A 16,766-nucleotide genomic window follows, 5' to 3' on the forward strand; every position below is an offset into this window, starting at 1 on the left:
AGGGGAGTTTAAAGCCGCACCGCCTTGCCACTGCCGAGCCTGCCATGCACGACCTGCTAGCCGATTACCCGCCGCCTAACGGCGCCTACCACGAACTGCTCGACGCCAAGGGCAACGTGCGCCCGCACTGGCGCCGCCTTTATGAACAACTGGTACGCAGCCGCCCGGAGCACCTGGCGCAGCGCGAGGCCATGCTGGCGCGGCAGATCCAGGAAAACGGCGTTACCTACAACGTCTATGCCGACCCCGACGGCGCCGACCGCCCCTGGGAACTGGACTTGCTGCCCAACCTGATACCGGCTGACGAGTGGCAGCAGATCGCCGCCGGCGTTGCGCAGCGCGCGACCCTGCTCAACCGTGTGCTGGCCGATCTCTACGGTCCGCAGAAGCTGATCGCCGAAGGCCTGCTGCCGACCGAGCTGGTATTCGGCCACAACAACTTCCTCTGGCCGTGCCAGGGCATGCAGGCGCCTGGAGGCACCTGGCTGCACCTGTACGCGGTGGATCTGGCCCGGGCGCCGGATGGTCGTTGGTGGGTCACCGCCGACCGCACCCAGGCGCCCTCCGGTGCCGGTTATGCGCTGGAGAACCGGCAGATCGTCTCCCGCGCCTTCCCCGAGCTGTACCGCGATCTGCGCGTGCAGTACCTGGCCGGTTTCTTCCGTACCCTGCAGGACACCCTGGCACGCCAGGCGCCGAGCGGCGGTGAGACGCCATTGGTGGTGCTCCTCACGCCAGGGCGTTTCAACGAAAGCTACTTCGAACACCTGTACCTGGCGCGTCAGCTCGGCTACCCGCTGGTCGAAGGCAGCGACCTGACCGTGCGCGATGCCACTCTCTACCTCAAGACCCTGGCCGGCCTGCGCCGCGTGCACGCGGTGCTGCGCCGTCTCGACGACGACTACTGCGACCCGCTGGAGCTGCGCACCGATTCCGCCCTCGGCGTGCCCGGCCTCCTTGAAGCCGTACGCCGTGGTCGCGTGCTGGTGGCCAATGCCCTGGGCAGCGGCGTGCTGGAGTCGCCCGGCTTGCCCGGTTTCCTGCCGGCGATCAGCGAGCATCTGTTGGGTGAGGAACTGCTATTGCCGTCCATCGCCAGTTGGTGGTGCGGCGAGCCGCCGGTGCTGGACGAGGCGCTAGAGAAACTCGACCAGTTGCTGGTGCGCCCGGCGTTCCCCTCGCAGAGCTTCACGCCAGTGTTCGGCCGCGATCTGGACGAGGCGCAGCGCGCCAAGCTGGCCGAACGACTGCAGGCACGCCCCTACGCCTATGTCGCGCAAGCGCGGGCCAAGTTGTCGCAGGCGCCGGTGTGGGATGGTAGCGGTTTGCAGCCGCGGGCCATCGGCATGCGCGTGTTCGCCGTGGCCAGTGCCGATGGCTATCGGGTGATGCCCGGTGGCCTGACCCGCGCGGCCGCCGAGGCCGATGCGGAGGTGGTGTCGATGCAGCGCGGTGGGGCGAGCAAGGACACCTGGGTGCTGGGCACGCGGCAGAGCGGCGGAGAGCCCTGGCAGACGCAACGCACCCTGGGCACTGCCGACCTGGTGCGCAGCGACCCCTTCCTGCCTTCACGCGTGGTGGAGAACCTTTACTGGTTCGGTCGTTACGCCGAGCGCTGCGAGGGCAATGCGCGCCTGCTGCGTATCATGCTGGCGCGCTACGTCGATGACGATGACGACCCGCAGGCGCTGCAGAGCGCGTTGGCATTGGCGCAGGATTTGGGACTGCTGGCAGATCCCGAGGAGGGCGAGCTGGCTGAGCGTCTGCTACAGGCGCTGCTGGGCAGCGACTGGCCGGCCAGCCTGCGCTCCAATCTGCAGCGCTTGCAGTGGGCCGCTGGCAGTGTGCGTGGCAAGCTGTCCCAGGCCAACTGGCAGGCGCTGGTGGAATTGCAGCGCGAGGCGCAGCTGCTCGAGGACCAACCGGCCGACTTTGGCGAGCTGCTGGATTTTCTCAACCGACTGTTGATGTCGCTGGCGGCGCTGTCGGGCTTCGCCCTCGACGACATGACCCGCGACGACGGCTGGCGCTTTCTCATGCTCGGCCGCTATATCGAGCGTTTGCAGTTTCTCTGCGACAGCTTCGCCGGCTTCCTGCGCAGCGGTTCGGCCACTGACCAGTCGGCGCTGGAATGGCTGCTGGAACTGGGCAATAGCAGCATCACCTACCGCACCCGTTACCTGGCTTCGGCGCAGTTGATTCCGGTACTCGACCTGTTGCTGCTCGATGAGCAGAACCCGCACGCCGTGATCTTCCAGATGCGCACCCTGCTGCGTTCGCTGGAAGGGCTCAACGAACGTTTCGAGCTGCCAGCCGAGCGCTACCTGGTCTATCTGGAGCAGCAGCTCACCGCCTTCAGCCTGGCCAGCCTGGAAAACCCATTGTTCGGCCCCGGTAGCACTCGGGCGGTGCTTGAAGGCCTGGCCGATTTGCTGGTGGCCATCAGTGAGGCCGCCGGCGCGGTCTCCGATCATCTCGGGCTGCGTTTCTTCGCCCATGTCGATGTCAGCCAGCGGACGCAATCCTCATGAGCAGCGCGTTGTATCAGGTGCTTCACGACACCCATTACCGATACTCGGCGCCGGTTTCCCTGGCCCAGCAGCTGGCGCACCTGTGGCCGCGTGACTGCCCCTGGCAGCGCTGCCACGAGCAGGAGCTGCGCATCGACCCGCAGCCCTGCCAGCGCCGCGACGGCCTGGACGTGTTCGGCAACCCACTGACTCGGCTGGTGTTCGAGCGCCCGCATGAGCAGCTCAGCGTCAGCGCACGGTTGCGCGTCGAGGTGCTCACGCGTGTGCCGCTGGAGCTGGACGACTCGCCGAACTGGGAGGCAGCGTGCGCCGCGCTCAGCTACAGCGGCAAACGGATGGAGCCTGCATTGCTGGAGGCGGCACGCTACCGTTTCGAGTCGCCCTACGTGCGTCTCAAGCAGGTATTCGCCGACTACGCCGACGATTGCTTCACGCCGGGGCGCCCGCTGCTGCAGGCATGTCAGGCGCTGATGCAAAAGATTTTCGACGAGTTCAGTTTCGATGCCGAAGCCACTCAGGTGGCGACGCCGCTGCTGCAGGTACTGGAGGAAAAGCGCGGGGTCTGCCAGGACTTCGCCCACCTGATGCTCGCCTGCCTGCGCTCGCGTGGCCTGGCGGCGCGTTACGTCAGCGGCTACCTGCTGACCCAGCCACCACCCGGCCAGCCACGCCTGATCGGCGCGGATGCCTCGCATGCCTGGGTGTCGCTGTATTGCCCGCGGCAGGGTTGGGTGGACTTCGATCCGACCAACAACGTGCGTCCGGCACTGGAGCACATCACCCTGGCCTGGGGCCGGGATTTCTCCGACGTGTCGCCGTTGCGTGGGGTGATTCTGGGGGGCGGCAGCCACGACCCGGACGTGCAGGTTACGGTGCTGCCGCTGGGATGAGGTTCGTGGGAGGGCGCGACAGGCGCATCTCCCACGGTTTGTGGTGGCCTCAGTCGACCAGGGCCAGACTGCCTTTCATCAGCGAGTAGTGGCCAGGGAAGGAACAGAAGAAGCTGTAGTCTTCGCCTGCCGCCAGCTTGCTGACATCGAAGGTTACCGAAGTGCTTTCGCCGCCGCCGATCAGATCGGTATGGGCGATCACACGCTCGTCGCCGGCCTTGAGGTAGCTGGCATCAGGGCCGGCAGAGATGCCGTCGGTGGCCACGCCGGGCATGTCGGCGGTCTTGCTCAGCACCCAGTTATGGCCCATCGCGGTCTTGGGCAGCGAGCCGGTGTGCTTGAGGTTGACGGTGAAGGTCTTGCAGCTCTTGCTGACGGAGATGGCCTGGGTGTTGAAGGTCATCTGATCGGTCGACTCGACATCCACCGCGCATTCGGCAGCCAGAAGCGGTGTGCTGGCAAGTCCGAGCAGCGCCAGCAGGGCAACGTTACGCAACATCTTGATTCCTCCAGTTTCTGATAACCCGGTCAGGTCTGAAGAGACTCGCACAGCTGCCTGCGCTTATGGATGCGACCGAACGCCACGCCTGGTTATCCAGAAAAGCTGTGGATAATTCTGTGGGGAAGCTCTGTGATGCCAGCTCGAGGCCTGTTTCCGCGGGCTTTCTGGGTATCTGGTCAGCTTTTGCCCAAGACACCTGCTCGCCACTGAAAAATGCTTTGAAATGAATTGCTTGAGCGAGAAGTCAAGGCTTCTGCGCATGTCTGGACAGCCACTGGCCGGTTATCCACGAAAGCCGTGGAGCAAGCTGTGGATAAGCTTGGGGAAAGCCGGCCTCGACTGCGCCCGGCAAGGGGCGCAGACGATTGATGAGAAAGTGAGCGTTTTCTTAAGCGGACTGCGGTTTGCGCAGGGCCTGCCACAGGCGTGTGGCGAGGCTGACCAGCGGTACGCTGAGCAAGCCGGCGACGACACCCAGCAGGGCATTGAGCAGCGTCGGCACTATCGCCGAGAGCAGGAGGCCGGCGTCGCGCGCGACCCATTCGGCGGCGTGATGCACGGCACTTTCCACAGGCGGCAGACCATGGCTGAGAATGCCGCCACCGACCATGAACATGGCCGCGGTGCCGATCACCGACAGTGCTTTCATCAGCCAGGGGGCCAGGCGCAGGATGCCGCGGCCGCAGGCCTGGGCGAAGGCGCTGGTGCGCTGGCTGAGGTAGAGCCCGGCGTCGTCGAGCTTGACGATGCCGGCCACCAGGCCATAGACGCCGACGGTCATCAGCAGAGCGATGCCGCTGAGCACCAGCACCTGATTGAGGAAACTGGCAGTGGCGACGGTGCCCAGGGTGATGGCGATGATCTCGGCCGACAGCACGAAGTCGGTACGTACCGCGCCACGGATCTTCTCGCGCTCGAATGCCACCAGGTCCACCTGCGCATCGGCGATGGCCTCCAGGTGTGCCTGTTGTTCGTCATCCTCATGCTTGTGCAGCAGTTTGTGCAGCAGCTTCTCGGCGCCTTCGTAGCAGAGGAACAGGCCACCGAGCATCAACAAGGGCACCACTAGCCAGGGCGCCACGGCGCTGATCAGCAGCGCCGCCGGCACCAGGATCGCCTTGTTGACCAGCGAGCCCTTGGCCACGGCCCAGACCACCGGCAGTTCGCGATCCGCCTTGACTCCGGTGACCTGCTGGGCATTGAGTGCGAGGTCGTCGCCCAGTACACCGGCGGTCTTGCGCGCGGCGATCTTGGTCATGGTGGCGACGTCGTCGAGTACCGTGCTGATGTCGTCGATCAGGGCGAGCAGGCTGCTTCCGGCCATGTTGCGGCTTCCATGAGAGAGAGAAGCCGCAGAGCGTAGCATTGTGTTACATGTCTGCGTACAGGTTCAGACGGGCGCGCGATCTACCCACTTCGGCGCCGCGCTGGGGCGCCATTCGCTGAGGGCATCAAGCAGGTTCTGCGGGTTGCCTGCGATCTGCAGCATCTCGCGGTGCTGTGGGCGAACGAAGCGCTCGGCGACCAGATGATCGAGGAAGTCGCCGAGTTTGCTGTAAAAACCCTTCACCTCCAGCAGGCCCAGCGGTTTGGCGTGGTAACCCAACTGGCCCCAGGTCCACACCTCGAACAGCTCTTCCAGGGTGCCGAGGCCGCCGGGCAGGGCGATGAAGGCATCTGACAGCTCGGCCATGCGCGCCTTGCGTGCATGCATGCCGTCCACTACTTCCAGGCAGGTCAGGTTGCGATGGCCGATTTCGGCGCGCTCCAGGCTTTGCGGGATGATACCGATCACTTCGCCACCGGCGTTCAACGCCGCATCGGCGACCACACCCATCAGGCCGACGGCGCCGCCACCATAGATCAGGCGAATGCCGCGCTCGGCCAGGTGCTGGCCGAGCGCTTCGGCAGCCTCGCGGTAAACGGGACTGGCGCCAGGGCTGGCACCACAGAAGACACAGACACTATGCAGGGACATGCAACGACTCCTTGGGCAAATAAGCCAAGGGTAACCAGCCGCTGCGTTCGCACCAAGTATCAGTGCCGCGTATCAATGCCGCAGGTGGCGCAGGCGTAACTGGCGAGCAATTGCTTGAGCAGATCGTTGAGGTACATGGCGCGGCTTCCTGACGCGGGGACATGTGGTTCAGGCTAGTCCCGTTGCTGGCGCCGCGCCGTTAGATTGTTTCGATGATGGCAATAGTCGCGGCTCGCTCAGACCAGTTCCATCGCACTCATCCCGGCCAGACCCAGCAGCACCACGCCGCAGGCTGCGTAAGTCAGGCGGTGCCAGAGCAGCGACGCGGCGCGGCGAAACCAGTCCACCAGGCCGGCGCAGATGAAGCACCAGAGCAGCGAGGACACCATGAAGCCGGCGAAGAACACCGCCAGGTGCGTCGGCGTTGGCTGGGCAACGCCGATGGCCGCCATCGCCCCGCCCATGGCGGCCCAGTAGACGATGTTCTGCGGGTTGGTCAGCGACAGCGCAGCGCCAGCGGCGAATGCGCCTCCGGCCGCGACCTGACCATCGTCGCTGGGTTGCGGCGGGCGATGGGCGTCGCGCAGCGACTGGTAGCCGAGCCAGGCCAGATACAGTGCGCTGGCCAGAGTCAGCGGGTAACGAATCTGTGCGCTGTCGAGCAGCAGCGCCAGGCCGGTCAGGCCCAGGGCGGCCCAGGTAGCATCGCCCACCAGCGAGCCGATCTGTACCAACAATGCCGGTTTGTAGCCGTCACGCAGCCCACGGCGCAGGGTTTCGCTGAAAACGGCACCTGGCGCGGCGTTGAAGACGAAGCCGAGGAGCATGGCAGCGAGGAAGAAACTGAACATGAAGTGTCCTTACGAGAAGAGGCAGGGCAGGGAAGCGTGAGGTTCATAGCAGGTGGCGTGCCAGACGCCGATAATAAAGTTTTCCACGGGGTCTGTGGATATCTCTGTGGTTAAGCTGGTAGTGCTCCTCTGCTGGCCTCGTCGTGCGTTGCTCCGGCCATGCTGACGAATATTTGAGCAACGGAATTTTTCCTTTGTACACAGTGGGTTGACAATTGGAAGGGAGTTTTTCGGGCTGTTGTTGGTTGTCCACGATGTCTGTGGATAGTTTTGTTGGTAAGCGCTGTAAGCATTGCTGAGGGCTCGATTTGGCGGGTCTTTCAGCGCTTTGCTGGTTTTTTGATCAGCGCCTTTGAAGACTCGAGCGAGAGCGAAGGCGGGTCGGTTTGTCCAGCGTTTTCGCCGGCTGCTCTGTGGGCACAGCAGGTTATCCCCGGATTCTGTTGGCAGGTCTGTGGATAAGCTGGTGGCAAGGCCACCAAGCGCCTGTCGGGCGGGCTCGAAGAGCAAGTGGCGAGTTGCTCGCCATCATTGTGGCTGCAGCGCGCCGAGCTGTGTGGAGCGGCCGAGCAGCTGCAAGGCGCGATCCGGGTAGTCGGTGATCAGCCCGTTGGCGCCCATTTCCAGTAGTCGCCGCATTTCCGGCTGTTCGTTGATTGTCCACAGCTGTACGTGCAAGCCACGCGTCTGTGCATTGCCTATGAGGCGCGGGGTGGCCAGGGTCAGGCCGCTGTGCTGGGGCGGAATCTGCAGTACCGGGTAGGAGGGTGATAGCAGGTCGCTCAGACCCAACCAGTTCAGCGCCAGCAACAGGCGCACCGAAACCGGTCCGGCCGAGGTGGCGACCTCCGGACAGAGCTCACGAAAGCGCTTGAGGCTGCGCTCATGAAAGCTGCCGACGATGACCCGATCGAGTTGGTCATAAGCCGCCAGCATTTCGCAGAGCACAGCTTCCATGCCGACATCGGGCACCTTGATTTCGAGCGCCTTGGGGATCAATGGGAAGCGCTCGAACACCTCTTCCAGCGCGGCGATGCGCGTACCCTGGCCACGGTAGGGATAGCTCTGGCCGCCATCGGCCGTCCATTTGTAGCCGGCATCGAGCGCTTGCAGTTCGGCGAGGCTGAAGTGCGCGACCGGGCCCTGGCCATTGGTGGTGCGTTCCAGGGTTTCATCATGGATCACCACCAGCTTGGCGTCCTGACTCAGGTGCAGATCCATCTCCAGCATGTCGACGCCGAGAGCAGCGGCGCGTTCGAAGGCGAACAGGGTGTTCTCCGGCCATAGCCCCTTGCCACCGCGATGGGCGATCACCAGAGGGCGTTCGCCGAGGTCTTCGAGCACCGCAGGCATGCTCGCCTGACGGCTGGTCAGCGTCAGTACCAGCACGATGATGCCGATCAGCAGCAGCGGGACGAGCAGAAATCGGGTGAAGCGCAGCATGGGCCGGGTCTCGAAAGCGGTTCGGGACTTTGTGCCCCAGCGCAGGGGGCGTTGGCAAGTGCTGTGGTGGCGGTCGGTAAGGTACGTCGCGCACCGCAGTGTTCGCGATGGACGAGTCGACATTGGTGCGCATGGCGCACCTTACCGATTGCCGGCGCTTAGCTGGCCAGCAGCCAGACGCCAGTGGCGGCTGACGCAGCGCCAGCGATGCGCACCAGCGGTGCGGCCGCTCGCGGCAGAAAGCGCACCAGGGCGAAGCCGACAGCGTGCAGTGCTGCGGTGGCGACGATGAAGCCGATGGCGTAGCCGAAGGGGCTGGCCAGGTCCGGCAGCTCCAGGCCATGGGCGACGCCGTGGGTCAGGGCAAATACTGCGGTCAGGGTCATGGATGCGGCCATTGGCAGGCGCGCCGCCACGGCCACCAGCAGACCGAAGGCCAGCACCGAACCGGCGATGCCGGTTTCCATCAGCGGAATTTCCACCCCGGCGAAACCCAGCAGGCCGCCGATCAGCATGCTGCCGACGAAGGTCGCCGGCAGCGCCCAGCGTGCTGCGCCACTCTGCTGCGCGGCCCACAGGCCAACGGCGAACATCGCCAGCAGGTGATCCAGGCCAAACACCGGGTGGGCCAGGCCGGCCATGATCCCGGAGTCACCATGCCCTGGGTGGGCGAAGGCCAGCGCCGGGGTGCAGAACAGGGCGATGGCGTAGAGGGTTTTGCGCAGATTCATGTGGATCTCCTTGAGGTGGAATCAGGCCGCCGTGAGCATGCCCTGGCGTTCTATGAAGGCGATGATCTCGTCGAGACCCTGGCCGATTTTTTGATTGCTGAAGACGAAGGGCTTGTCGCCGCGCATCTTCAGCGTGTCGCGCTCCATCACTTCGAGCGAGGCGCCGACCATGGGGGCCAGGTCGACCTTGTTGATCACCAGCAGGTCGGACTTGCAGATGCCTGGGCCGCCCTTGCGTGGCAGCTTGTCGCCGGCGGATACGTCGATCACGTAGAGGGTCAGGTCGGACAGCTCGGGGCTGAAGGTGGCCGACAGGTTGTCGCCGCCGGACTCGACGATGATCAGGTCCAGGCCAGGGAAGCGGCGGTTGAGCTGCTCCACGGCTTCCAGGTTGATCGAGGCGTCCTCGCGGATAGCGGTGTGCGGACAGCCGCCGGTTTCCACGCCGATGATGCGCTCGGGCTCCAGGGCCTCGTTGCGCACCAGGAACTGGGCGTCTTCCTGGGTATAGATATCGTTGGTGACCACGGCGATGTTGTAGCGCTCGCGCAGGGCGCGGCACAGGGCCAGGGTCAGGGCGGTCTTGCCGGAACCGACCGGGCCGCCGATACCGACCCGCAGAGGTTGGCTGTTCATGTGCTGATGTTCCTCGTCAGGAGCGGAAGAGACGCGAGTACTGGCGCTCGTGCGCCATGCTCGCCAGGGCCAGGCCGAAGGCGGCACTGCCCCAGTGTTCGGGAGAAAGGCTGGCGGCCTGCTGCTGGGCGGCCTCGAGCGTTGGCAGCAGGCGGCTGGTCAGGCGCTGGGCGGCCTGCTGGCCCAGCGGCAGCACCTTCATCAGGACGGCCAGCTGGTTTTCCAGCCAGCCCCAGAACCAGGCGGCCAGGGCATCGTCCGGGGTGATCTGCCAGGCGCGCGCGGCCAGAGCCCAGGTCAGGGCCAGGCCCGGTTCGTCCTGGGTTGCGAGCAGTTTACGCGCCGCCTTGTCCAGCTCGGGCAGGCCTTCGAGCAGTTGCCGCAGCGAATAACCCATCTGCCGGCTTTCCAGAGCCAGCTCGCGGGTTTCACGACTGGCGCGGTGCTGTTCGGCCAGCGCCTGCAGGTGCGGCCAGTCACCCTCGTGTGCAGCGCGGCAGTGAGCCAGCAGCAGCGGTGCTTCGAAGCGGGCTAGGTTGAGCGTGAGTTGATCGGCCAGCCAGCGCTCGGCGCCTGTGGCATCAGTGATCAGGCCACTGTCGATGGCCCATTCCAGGCCTTGCGAGTAGCTGTAGCCGCCAATCGGCAACTGCGGGCTGGCCAGACGCAGCAGAGCCCAGGCGGGTTTCATGAACTGGCCCCGATACGCGCGGGCGACGGCGCTTGGCTCACTTGCGCACACCGAACTGGTGCAGGCGCGGGCCGTAGTTGAATTCCTCGTCGCCGTGATGGGAGTGATGATGACCGCCGCCATAGGCGCCTTGCTCGGGCTGATAGGGCGCTTGGACGGCTTCGACCGTGGCGCCGAGCTGCTCCAGCATGGCCTTGAGCACGTAGTCGTCGGGCAGGCGCAGCCAGCCGTCGCCCAGTTGCAGGGCGACATGGCGGTTACCCAGGTGGTAGGCGGCGCGCATCAGCTCGAAGGGGCTGGCGCAGGTGACATGCAGCAGCGGCTCGGCTTTGGCACGCACGCGCACGATGCGCCCGTCCTTGGCTTGCAGGCATTCGCCGTCGGCCAGTGCCGGCTGGCCCCGCTCGAGAAACAGGCCGACTTCTTCACCGCTGGTGGTGAAACAGCGCAGGCGGCTTTTGCTGCGTGCTTCGAAGGTCAGTTCCAGTTCAGCGTCGCAGGCATTTTGCGGCGCGATTCGGGCGTGGATCACCAGCATCTGTGTTTATTCCGGGGCAATGTGCCCGGAAATAGTGCAAGTGGCTTGCCAAGGCTGGAGAGTGGCGCAAGGCAGCGCATTTCTGCGTGCTGTGGATAACTTGGTGAGGTGGTCAGGATTTATTTGGTGCGTTTTCGCTGTCGGTGCACGATTGTGGTGCGCGCTACTCGGAAGGCTTGCCCAGGCCCAGCCAGTGCTTGCCACCGACCATGATGAAGCGCAGCTGCTGAATGACCTTGGCTTCTGCCGTGAGGTGCGCCGGCAGGGTTTCAGCGGGCGGGTCGATCAGTTCGGGCAGGGTGGCGAATACCGTCTTCACCACCAGATCCGACACCACGTCGAGCGCTGCATCATCGAGGTGCGGCATGCGATTCATCAGCTTGAGGTCGGCGGCCAGGTCGCTGGTGATGCGTTCGCGCAGGGCCGCAACGGCCTGGCGCACCGGTTGCGAACCGCCATACTGCTCGCGGGCGAGAAAGAGGAACTGAGCGCGATTGGCAGCCACTTCGGCAAGGAAGATACGCACCGAGGCGTCGATCATGCCGCGCATCTCGAACTCATGGCGGCGCACCTGGCGGATCGCCGCACGGAAGGTTTCGCCTACCTCCGCCACCAGCGCCAGGCCCAGCTCGTCCATGTCGGCGAAGTGGCGATAGAAACCGGTGGGCACGATGCCGGCGACGCGGGTCACTTCGCGCAGGCTCAGGCTGCCAAAACCACGGCCGCTCTCCATCAGGGTGAGCGCGGCTTCCATCAGGGCCTGGCGAGTCTGCTGTTTCTGTTCGGCGCGTGGCGTCATGCGAAATCGGGTCATTGAGCGATGCCGCACTCTAGCAAATGCACGGCGCCAGCGTCGAACCGCGCGAATGTAGTTCGGTGAACGACTGTTGACTGAAATACAGGCTATCTGTCAGCCTCGTGCACAAGTGTTCACTGGAATTCATTCATGGCTCTGCTTTCCCTGGCGCTGGCGCGGCATGTCGCTCGCGGTCTGCAACCGCTGCGCCGGCTCTGTGCGGTCGGTTGGTTGCGTGAGGCAGATGTCGATCTGTGCTTGCGCCTGCTGCACCCGGCACTGCGCCTCAATCGCGTGTTCGCCCAGGTCGAGGCGCGCCGTTGGGTGGCCGACGACATGCTGGCACTTGAGCTGCGCTGCAACGGCAATGCGCAGGACTGGCGAGCCGGGCAACACGTTCACCTGTATCTGGATCAGGACGGCGTGCGTCACGGGCGCAGTTACAGTCTCACGTCAGTGGCTGCCGACGGGCGCATCGAGCTTGCGATCAAACGCCAGCCGGGCGGGCGCCTGTCCAATCGGCTGCTCGATCATCTGGAGGTGGGTGAGGTGGTCGAGTTGGGTCAGGCATTTGGCGATTTCGCCTGGCCGCAGGAGCAGAATGCGGTGTTGCTGCTGGCGGCTGGCAGTGGCATCACGCCGTTGTTCGGTTTGTTGCGTGATGCGCTGGCGCGTGGCTTTTCTGCGCCGGTGACGCTGCTGCACCAGGTACGTCGCCGGGGGCAGCAGGCCTTTGCCGAAGAGCTGCAGGCGCTGGCTGCGCGTTACACCAACTTCCAGGTGCGCTGGGCCTTCAGTGGTGAGGATGGTGGCCGCCTGACGGCCGAACAGCTGGCGGCGCTGTCGGGCGCGCACCTGTTGATATGCGGCCCGCGTGGTTTCGTCGATCAGGCGTGCGGCTGGTGGCGCGACGCCGGGCGCGGGCGCAGCCTGCAGGCGGAAAGCTTCAGCCCACTGCCGGTGCTGGCTGAGGCCGATACCGGCGAGGTTCGTCTGCGCTTTGCGCGCAGCGGCCAGCAGGTTTCGGGCAACGGCAACGCCAGTCTGCTGGAGCAGGCCGAGGCCAGCGGGCTGCGCCCGGCTCATGGCTGTCGCCAGGGCATCTGCACCAGCTGCACCTGCCTGCTGCTGGCCGGCACGGTGCGCGATCTGCGCAGTGGTGAGCTTTTCGCCGAGCCCAACCAATCCATTCGCTTGTGCGTCAGCGCCCCGCATGGGGATGTGGAGATCGATCTGTGACGGCTCGTGTTGATCGTGAGTTGAACCCCGCCGAACTCGAAGCCTTCGGCCAGGAGCTGGATGCTCTGCGCCAGCGCACCCTGGCTGATCTGGGCGAGGCCGACGCGCGCTATATCCGTCGCGTACGCGCGGCCGTGCGTTGGTGTTGCTGGAGTGGTCGCGCGCTGCTGATGTTCGGCTGGTTCCCGCCGACCTGGCTGCTCGGCACCTTCTTGCTGGGGCTGGGCAAGATCCTCGAGAACATGGAGCTGGGCCACAACGTCATGCACGGCCAGTACGACTGGATGAACGACCCGGAATTCGCCGGGCGCCAGTACGAATGGGACATCGTCGGGCCGGCCGATTTCTGGCGGCATACGCATAACCACGTGCATCACACCTACACCAACGTACTGGGCATGGACGATGACGTCGGCTATGGCGTGGTGCGCCTGTTCCCCGAGCAGCGCTGGAAGCCGTTCTACCGCTGGCAACCCTTGTGGGTGACGATCCAGGCGCTGCTGTTCCAGTACGCCGTGGCCATCCAGCACCTGCGCCTGGACAAGCTGGTGAAAGGCCGCATCAGCAAGGAGGAAGTACGGCCGCTGGCGCGTCAGTTCGGCGCCAAGCTGGCGCGGCAGTGGGGCAAGGACTATCTGGCGTTTCCGCTGCTGGCCGTGCTGCTCGGCGCCAATGCACTGGCCGTACTGACCGGCAACCTGGTGGCCAATCTGCTGCGCAATCTGTGGACCTTTCTGGTGATCTTCTGCGGCCATTTCACCGAGAAGGCGGCGGTGTTTGCACCCGAAGTATTGGAAGGGGAGACGCGTGGGCACTGGTACCTGCGCCAGCTGCGTGGTTCCAGCAATCTGTCCGGTGGGCCGCTGCTGCATATTCTGACCGGCAACCTCAGCCATCAGATCGAGCATCACCTGTTCCCCGATCTGCCGGCTCGGCGCTATGCCGAACTGGCGCGCGAGGTGCGCCTGGTCGCCCAGCGCTATGGTCAGCATTACAACTGCGGCACCTTGTGGGGACAATTTGCGACCGTGCTGCGGCGTATCTGGATCTACCGTTTACCCGCTGCCGGGATGGCGTGACTCGCGTGAAAGGCATAAAAAAGCCCGGCATGCGCCGGGCTTTGGGGGTGTGACTACAGGGCTCAGGCCGTGTGGCCACGCTGCTTGATCAGGCGACCGGAACCACCCTCGGCCAGCTGAACACGCTGGGCGCCCGGCGTGCGCTCGTAGCCGCCTTCGGCCAGCTGGATGCGCTGTGCACCCGGGGTACGGTCGGAGCCGTCTTCGGCCAGCTGCAGGCGTTGCGCGCCGGGGGTGCGGTCATAACCGCCTTCAGCCAGTTGAACGCGCTGAGCGCCCGGAGTACGCTCATAGCCGCCCTCTACCAGTTGGATGCGCTGGGCACCTGGGGTGCGCTCATAGCCACCCTCGGTCAGCTGGATGCGCTGGGCACCCGGCGTGCGGTCGGAACCGTCTTCGGCGAGCGGTGCGATGGGTTGCTGTTGTACCTGGCTGTCCTTGGCTTCGCCCACCAGAGGGAAGGGCGCGCTGCTCGATGCGGCGAATACGCTGGTGGTGATCAGACTAAGGGCCAGAGTGGCGAGGGTCAGTTGAGCTTTCATGTCGATGTCTCCTTGGGGAGTAATAAGTGGCGTCGGAGTCAATTCTTGAGGACATGAGCGCAGATAAGAACTTGACTGGCCTGATAGTGAACATCGACCCTCTCAATACTCGATCGGAAGGCTCTATCTCGGGGCTTGTGGGCGGGCGTTACGCGTCGCGACGAATGTTTAGCCAGGCATCGCGCTGAATGCCGGGCGCGCGTATGCTTGGCGACCCTTGCGGGTCGTGCTCGATCCGTCCTCTTTTGCAGTTCCCTGGAGGCAGGCTCAGCAATGCTCGCGGCACAGGCAATTTTGCCGATCTTCGCTTTGATCGTTCTCGGCTATCTGCTCGGCTGGCGCCAGTGGCTCACCAACGAGTCGGCGGCCGGTCTGGCCAACATCACCTTCAAGCTGTTCATGCCGACGCTGCTGTTCGCCGGTATCGCCAAGGCATCGCTGGCCGAAGGTCTGTCGCCGATGCTGCTGTTGGCCTACTACCTGCCGGTACTGCTGGTGTTCGGCGCGGTAAACGTACTGGCGCACTGGCGTCGCGGTACGGCGACGCCGCTGGGATTGGTGGCGGCGTTCTCCAACAACGTGCTGGTGGGCATTCCGCTGATCGCCAGCCTGATGGGCAACGACGGCCTGCTCTACGTGTTCGCCATCCTGGTGTTCCACAGCCTCACGCTGTTTTCCCTGCACAGTTTCTATGCCGCTTTCGGTAGTCAGGAGCGTGTCGACGGTCGCGCGCTGCTGAAGAACCTGGCCAACCCGATGATCATTGGGCTGGGATTGGGCGCACTGCTCAACCTGTCCGGGCTGCAGGTGCCGGAGAGCCTGTGGCGGGCGATCACCTGGCTGGGCCAGGCTGCCTTACCTTGCGCCTTGATCGTGCTCGGCGCCAGCCTGTCGCGTTATCGTCTGCGCCCTACCGGCGAGGCCTGGGGCGTGGCCTTGGCCAAGCTGCTGCTGTTCCCGGCGCTGGTGTGGTGGCTCAGCGGCCAGCTGCCGGGCCTGAACGAGACGGCGCGCAGCGTGCTGGTGCTGCTCGCGGCCTGTCCCAGCGGGGTCAACGTGATGGCCTTTGCCCGTACGGCCGAAGACAGCCGCAGCGTCAGCGCGGCGATCTCGCTGTCGACGCTGTTGGCGGCGGTTTCACTGCCGTTGTGGATGCTGCTGGTAGGGTTCTGATTGTTCTGTCTGGCGATTCCCTCTTCCGGGCGATAGGCGTGTTCGCGGTGGCCGGCTAGCATCGCGCTTCCGATCCATTCAGGACTGCCCAGATGAAACGCCTCGCCCATGTGCTGCTCGGCCTGCTGTTGGTGGTCGGATTGACCCTTGCCACCTTAGTCGCACTCAGCTGGGCCCCGGATCGCCCGCTGGACGAACTCAAGGCGCGCTGGGCGCCACCGCCTTCGCAGTTCGTCGATATCGATGGAATGTCGGTGCACCTGCGTGATCAGGGGCGGCGCGATGACCCCGAGCCCATCCTGCTGTTGCACGGCACCTCCGCCAGCCTGCATACCTGGGACGGTTGGGTAAAAGAGCTGGCCAAGCAGCGTCGCGTGATCAGCCTGGACTTACCTGGTTTCGGCCTGACCGGGCCATTTCCCGATGGTGATTACCGCGTCGAGCACTACACAGGCTTTCTCCGCAGTCTGCTCGATCATCTGCAGGTGAGCCGTGTAGTGCTGGTCGGCAACAGTTTCGGCGGCCAGTTGGCCTGGCGCTTTGCCCTGGCCCATCCCGAACGCAGCGCGCGTCTGGTGCTGGTGGATGCAGCCGGTTATCCGCGCAACGCCGAATCGGTGCCGATAGGATTTCGTCTGGCCGGCATCCCGGCCTTGGCGCCGTTGATGAGCCGCTTGTTGCCGCGGAGCATGATCGAGTCGAGCGTGCGCAATGTTTATGGCGATCCAGACAAAGTCGATGACGAACTGGTCGAGCGTTACTACCAGCTGACCCTGCGTGCCGGCAATCGTCAGGCCTTGCGTCAGCGCTTCGCCCAGGCCCCCAGTGGCGAGCTGCATGAGCGCATCGGCGAACTGCAATTGCCGACGCTGATCATCTGGGGTGGGCGTGATCGGCTGATTCCGCCGGACAATGCCGAACGTTTCGCCGCTGACATCGCCGACAGCCAGTTGGTGCTGTTCGACGACCTTGGCCATGTGCCCCAGGAGGAGGAGCCGCAGCGCACCGTTGCGGTGCTCGTTGCCTTTCTGCAGCGCTGAGGCTCTAGCACGGTATTTTCCAAGCCTTTGATTTTATTCGTGGAAGCGCTGGCTGTTAATGGCTGGCGCGTTTCCTGCTATGGCTCGGCGGGGCGGTTGGCTTTGG

General features: G+C 64.7%; 17 protein-coding genes. 6 read left to right on the forward strand and 11 right to left on the reverse strand.

The genetic code is table 11. From position 1 onward, the window contains the following. The first annotated feature begins 44 nt into the window (after positions 1-44). Both BM186_RS05590 and BM186_RS05595 read left to right on the forward strand, forming a co-directional pair. The gene (locus BM186_RS05590) at positions 45-2,531 is read left to right on the forward strand and encodes a circularly permuted type 2 ATP-grasp protein (RefSeq protein WP_074913822.1); all 2,487 of its coding nucleotides are present in this window, start codon (positions 45-47) and stop codon (positions 2,529-2,531) included. Then, on the forward strand, positions 2,528-3,421 hold the full coding sequence (locus BM186_RS05595; RefSeq protein ID WP_072423256.1) for a transglutaminase family protein: 894 nt from the start codon (positions 2,528-2,530) through the stop codon (positions 3,419-3,421). Before BM186_RS05590 ends, BM186_RS05595 begins: the two co-directional genes overlap by 4 nt. A gap of 49 nt (positions 3,422-3,470) precedes the next feature. On the opposite strand, the gene azu is transcribed toward BM186_RS05595, so the two are convergent. The 10 genes from azu to fabR form a co-directional block, all read right to left on the reverse strand. Then, on the reverse strand, positions 3,471-3,920 hold the full coding sequence (gene azu, locus BM186_RS05600) for an azurin (protein ID WP_017678694.1): 450 nt from the start codon (positions 3,918-3,920) through the stop codon (positions 3,471-3,473). Positions 3,921-4,311: 391 nt separating this feature from the next. Further along, positions 4,312-5,247 carry a DUF808 domain-containing protein gene (locus tag BM186_RS05605; RefSeq protein WP_074913823.1) on the reverse strand — a complete coding sequence of 312 codons (936 nt, stop codon included), beginning with the start codon at positions 5,245-5,247 and terminating at the stop codon, positions 4,312-4,314. A gap of 66 nt (positions 5,248-5,313) precedes the next feature. Continuing rightward, positions 5,314-5,901, reverse strand: coding sequence for an LOG family protein (locus BM186_RS05610; RefSeq protein WP_074913824.1), 588 nt, complete (start codon positions 5,899-5,901; stop codon positions 5,314-5,316). Between the two features lie 236 nt (positions 5,902-6,137). After that, on the reverse strand, positions 6,138-6,752 hold the full coding sequence (locus tag BM186_RS05615; RefSeq protein WP_074913825.1) for a LysE family transporter: 615 nt from the start codon (positions 6,750-6,752) through the stop codon (positions 6,138-6,140). A gap of 528 nt (positions 6,753-7,280) precedes the next feature. Then, entirely contained in the window at positions 7,281-8,195 is a 915-nt protein-coding gene (locus BM186_RS05620; protein ID WP_074913826.1) for a glycerophosphodiester phosphodiesterase family protein, read from the reverse strand. A 158-nt stretch (positions 8,196-8,353) separates the two neighbouring features. After that, positions 8,354-8,926, reverse strand: coding sequence for a HupE/UreJ family protein (locus BM186_RS05625; RefSeq protein ID WP_072423251.1), 573 nt, complete (start codon positions 8,924-8,926; stop codon positions 8,354-8,356). A gap of 21 nt (positions 8,927-8,947) precedes the next feature. Beyond that, positions 8,948-9,562: an urease accessory protein UreG gene (ureG, locus tag BM186_RS05630; RefSeq protein WP_003246865.1), complete on the reverse strand. Its 615-nt coding sequence runs from the start codon at positions 9,560-9,562 to the stop codon at positions 8,948-8,950. A 16-nt stretch (positions 9,563-9,578) separates the two neighbouring features. Continuing rightward, the gene (locus BM186_RS05635) at positions 9,579-10,253 is read right to left on the reverse strand and encodes an urease accessory protein UreF (RefSeq protein WP_074913827.1); all 675 of its coding nucleotides are present in this window, start codon (positions 10,251-10,253) and stop codon (positions 9,579-9,581) included. A 37-nt stretch (positions 10,254-10,290) separates the two neighbouring features. Then, complete coding sequence (gene ureE, locus BM186_RS05640; RefSeq protein ID WP_074913828.1) at positions 10,291-10,791, reverse strand: urease accessory protein UreE; 501 nt, start codon at positions 10,789-10,791, stop codon at positions 10,291-10,293. 163 nt (positions 10,792-10,954) lie between these two features. Beyond that, on the reverse strand, positions 10,955-11,590 hold the full coding sequence (fabR, locus tag BM186_RS05645) for an HTH-type transcriptional repressor FabR (protein WP_074913829.1): 636 nt from the start codon (positions 11,588-11,590) through the stop codon (positions 10,955-10,957). 147 nt (positions 11,591-11,737) lie between these two features. Here fabR and BM186_RS05650 point away from each other — a divergent pair, with 147 nt between their 5' ends. Beyond that, the gene (locus BM186_RS05650; RefSeq protein ID WP_074913830.1) at positions 11,738-12,826 is read left to right on the forward strand and encodes a ferredoxin reductase; all 1,089 of its coding nucleotides are present in this window, start codon (positions 11,738-11,740) and stop codon (positions 12,824-12,826) included. Beyond that, on the forward strand, positions 12,823-13,905 hold the full coding sequence (locus BM186_RS05655) for a fatty acid desaturase family protein (RefSeq protein ID WP_072423246.1): 1,083 nt from the start codon (positions 12,823-12,825) through the stop codon (positions 13,903-13,905). The genes BM186_RS05650 and BM186_RS05655 overlap by 4 nt, the downstream gene beginning before the upstream one ends. Before the next feature lie 62 nt (positions 13,906-13,967). On the opposite strand, the gene BM186_RS05660 is transcribed toward BM186_RS05655, so the two are convergent. Beyond that, the gene (locus BM186_RS05660) at positions 13,968-14,447 is read right to left on the reverse strand and encodes a hypothetical protein (protein WP_072423245.1); all 480 of its coding nucleotides are present in this window, start codon (positions 14,445-14,447) and stop codon (positions 13,968-13,970) included. Positions 14,448-14,720: 273 nt separating this feature from the next. On the opposite strand from BM186_RS05660, the gene BM186_RS05665 reads away from it, so the two are divergent. Further along, entirely contained in the window at positions 14,721-15,620 is a 900-nt protein-coding gene (locus BM186_RS05665) for an AEC family transporter (RefSeq protein WP_072423244.1), read from the forward strand. A 92-nt stretch (positions 15,621-15,712) separates the two neighbouring features. Continuing rightward, positions 15,713-16,660: an alpha/beta fold hydrolase gene (locus tag BM186_RS05670; RefSeq protein WP_074913831.1), complete on the forward strand. Its 948-nt coding sequence runs from the start codon at positions 15,713-15,715 to the stop codon at positions 16,658-16,660. The last annotated feature ends 106 nt before the right edge of the window (positions 16,661-16,766 follow it).

Source organism: Ectopseudomonas toyotomiensis (assembly GCF_900115695.1).
GTDB lineage: Bacteria > Pseudomonadota > Gammaproteobacteria > Pseudomonadales > Pseudomonadaceae > Aquipseudomonas > Aquipseudomonas toyotomiensis.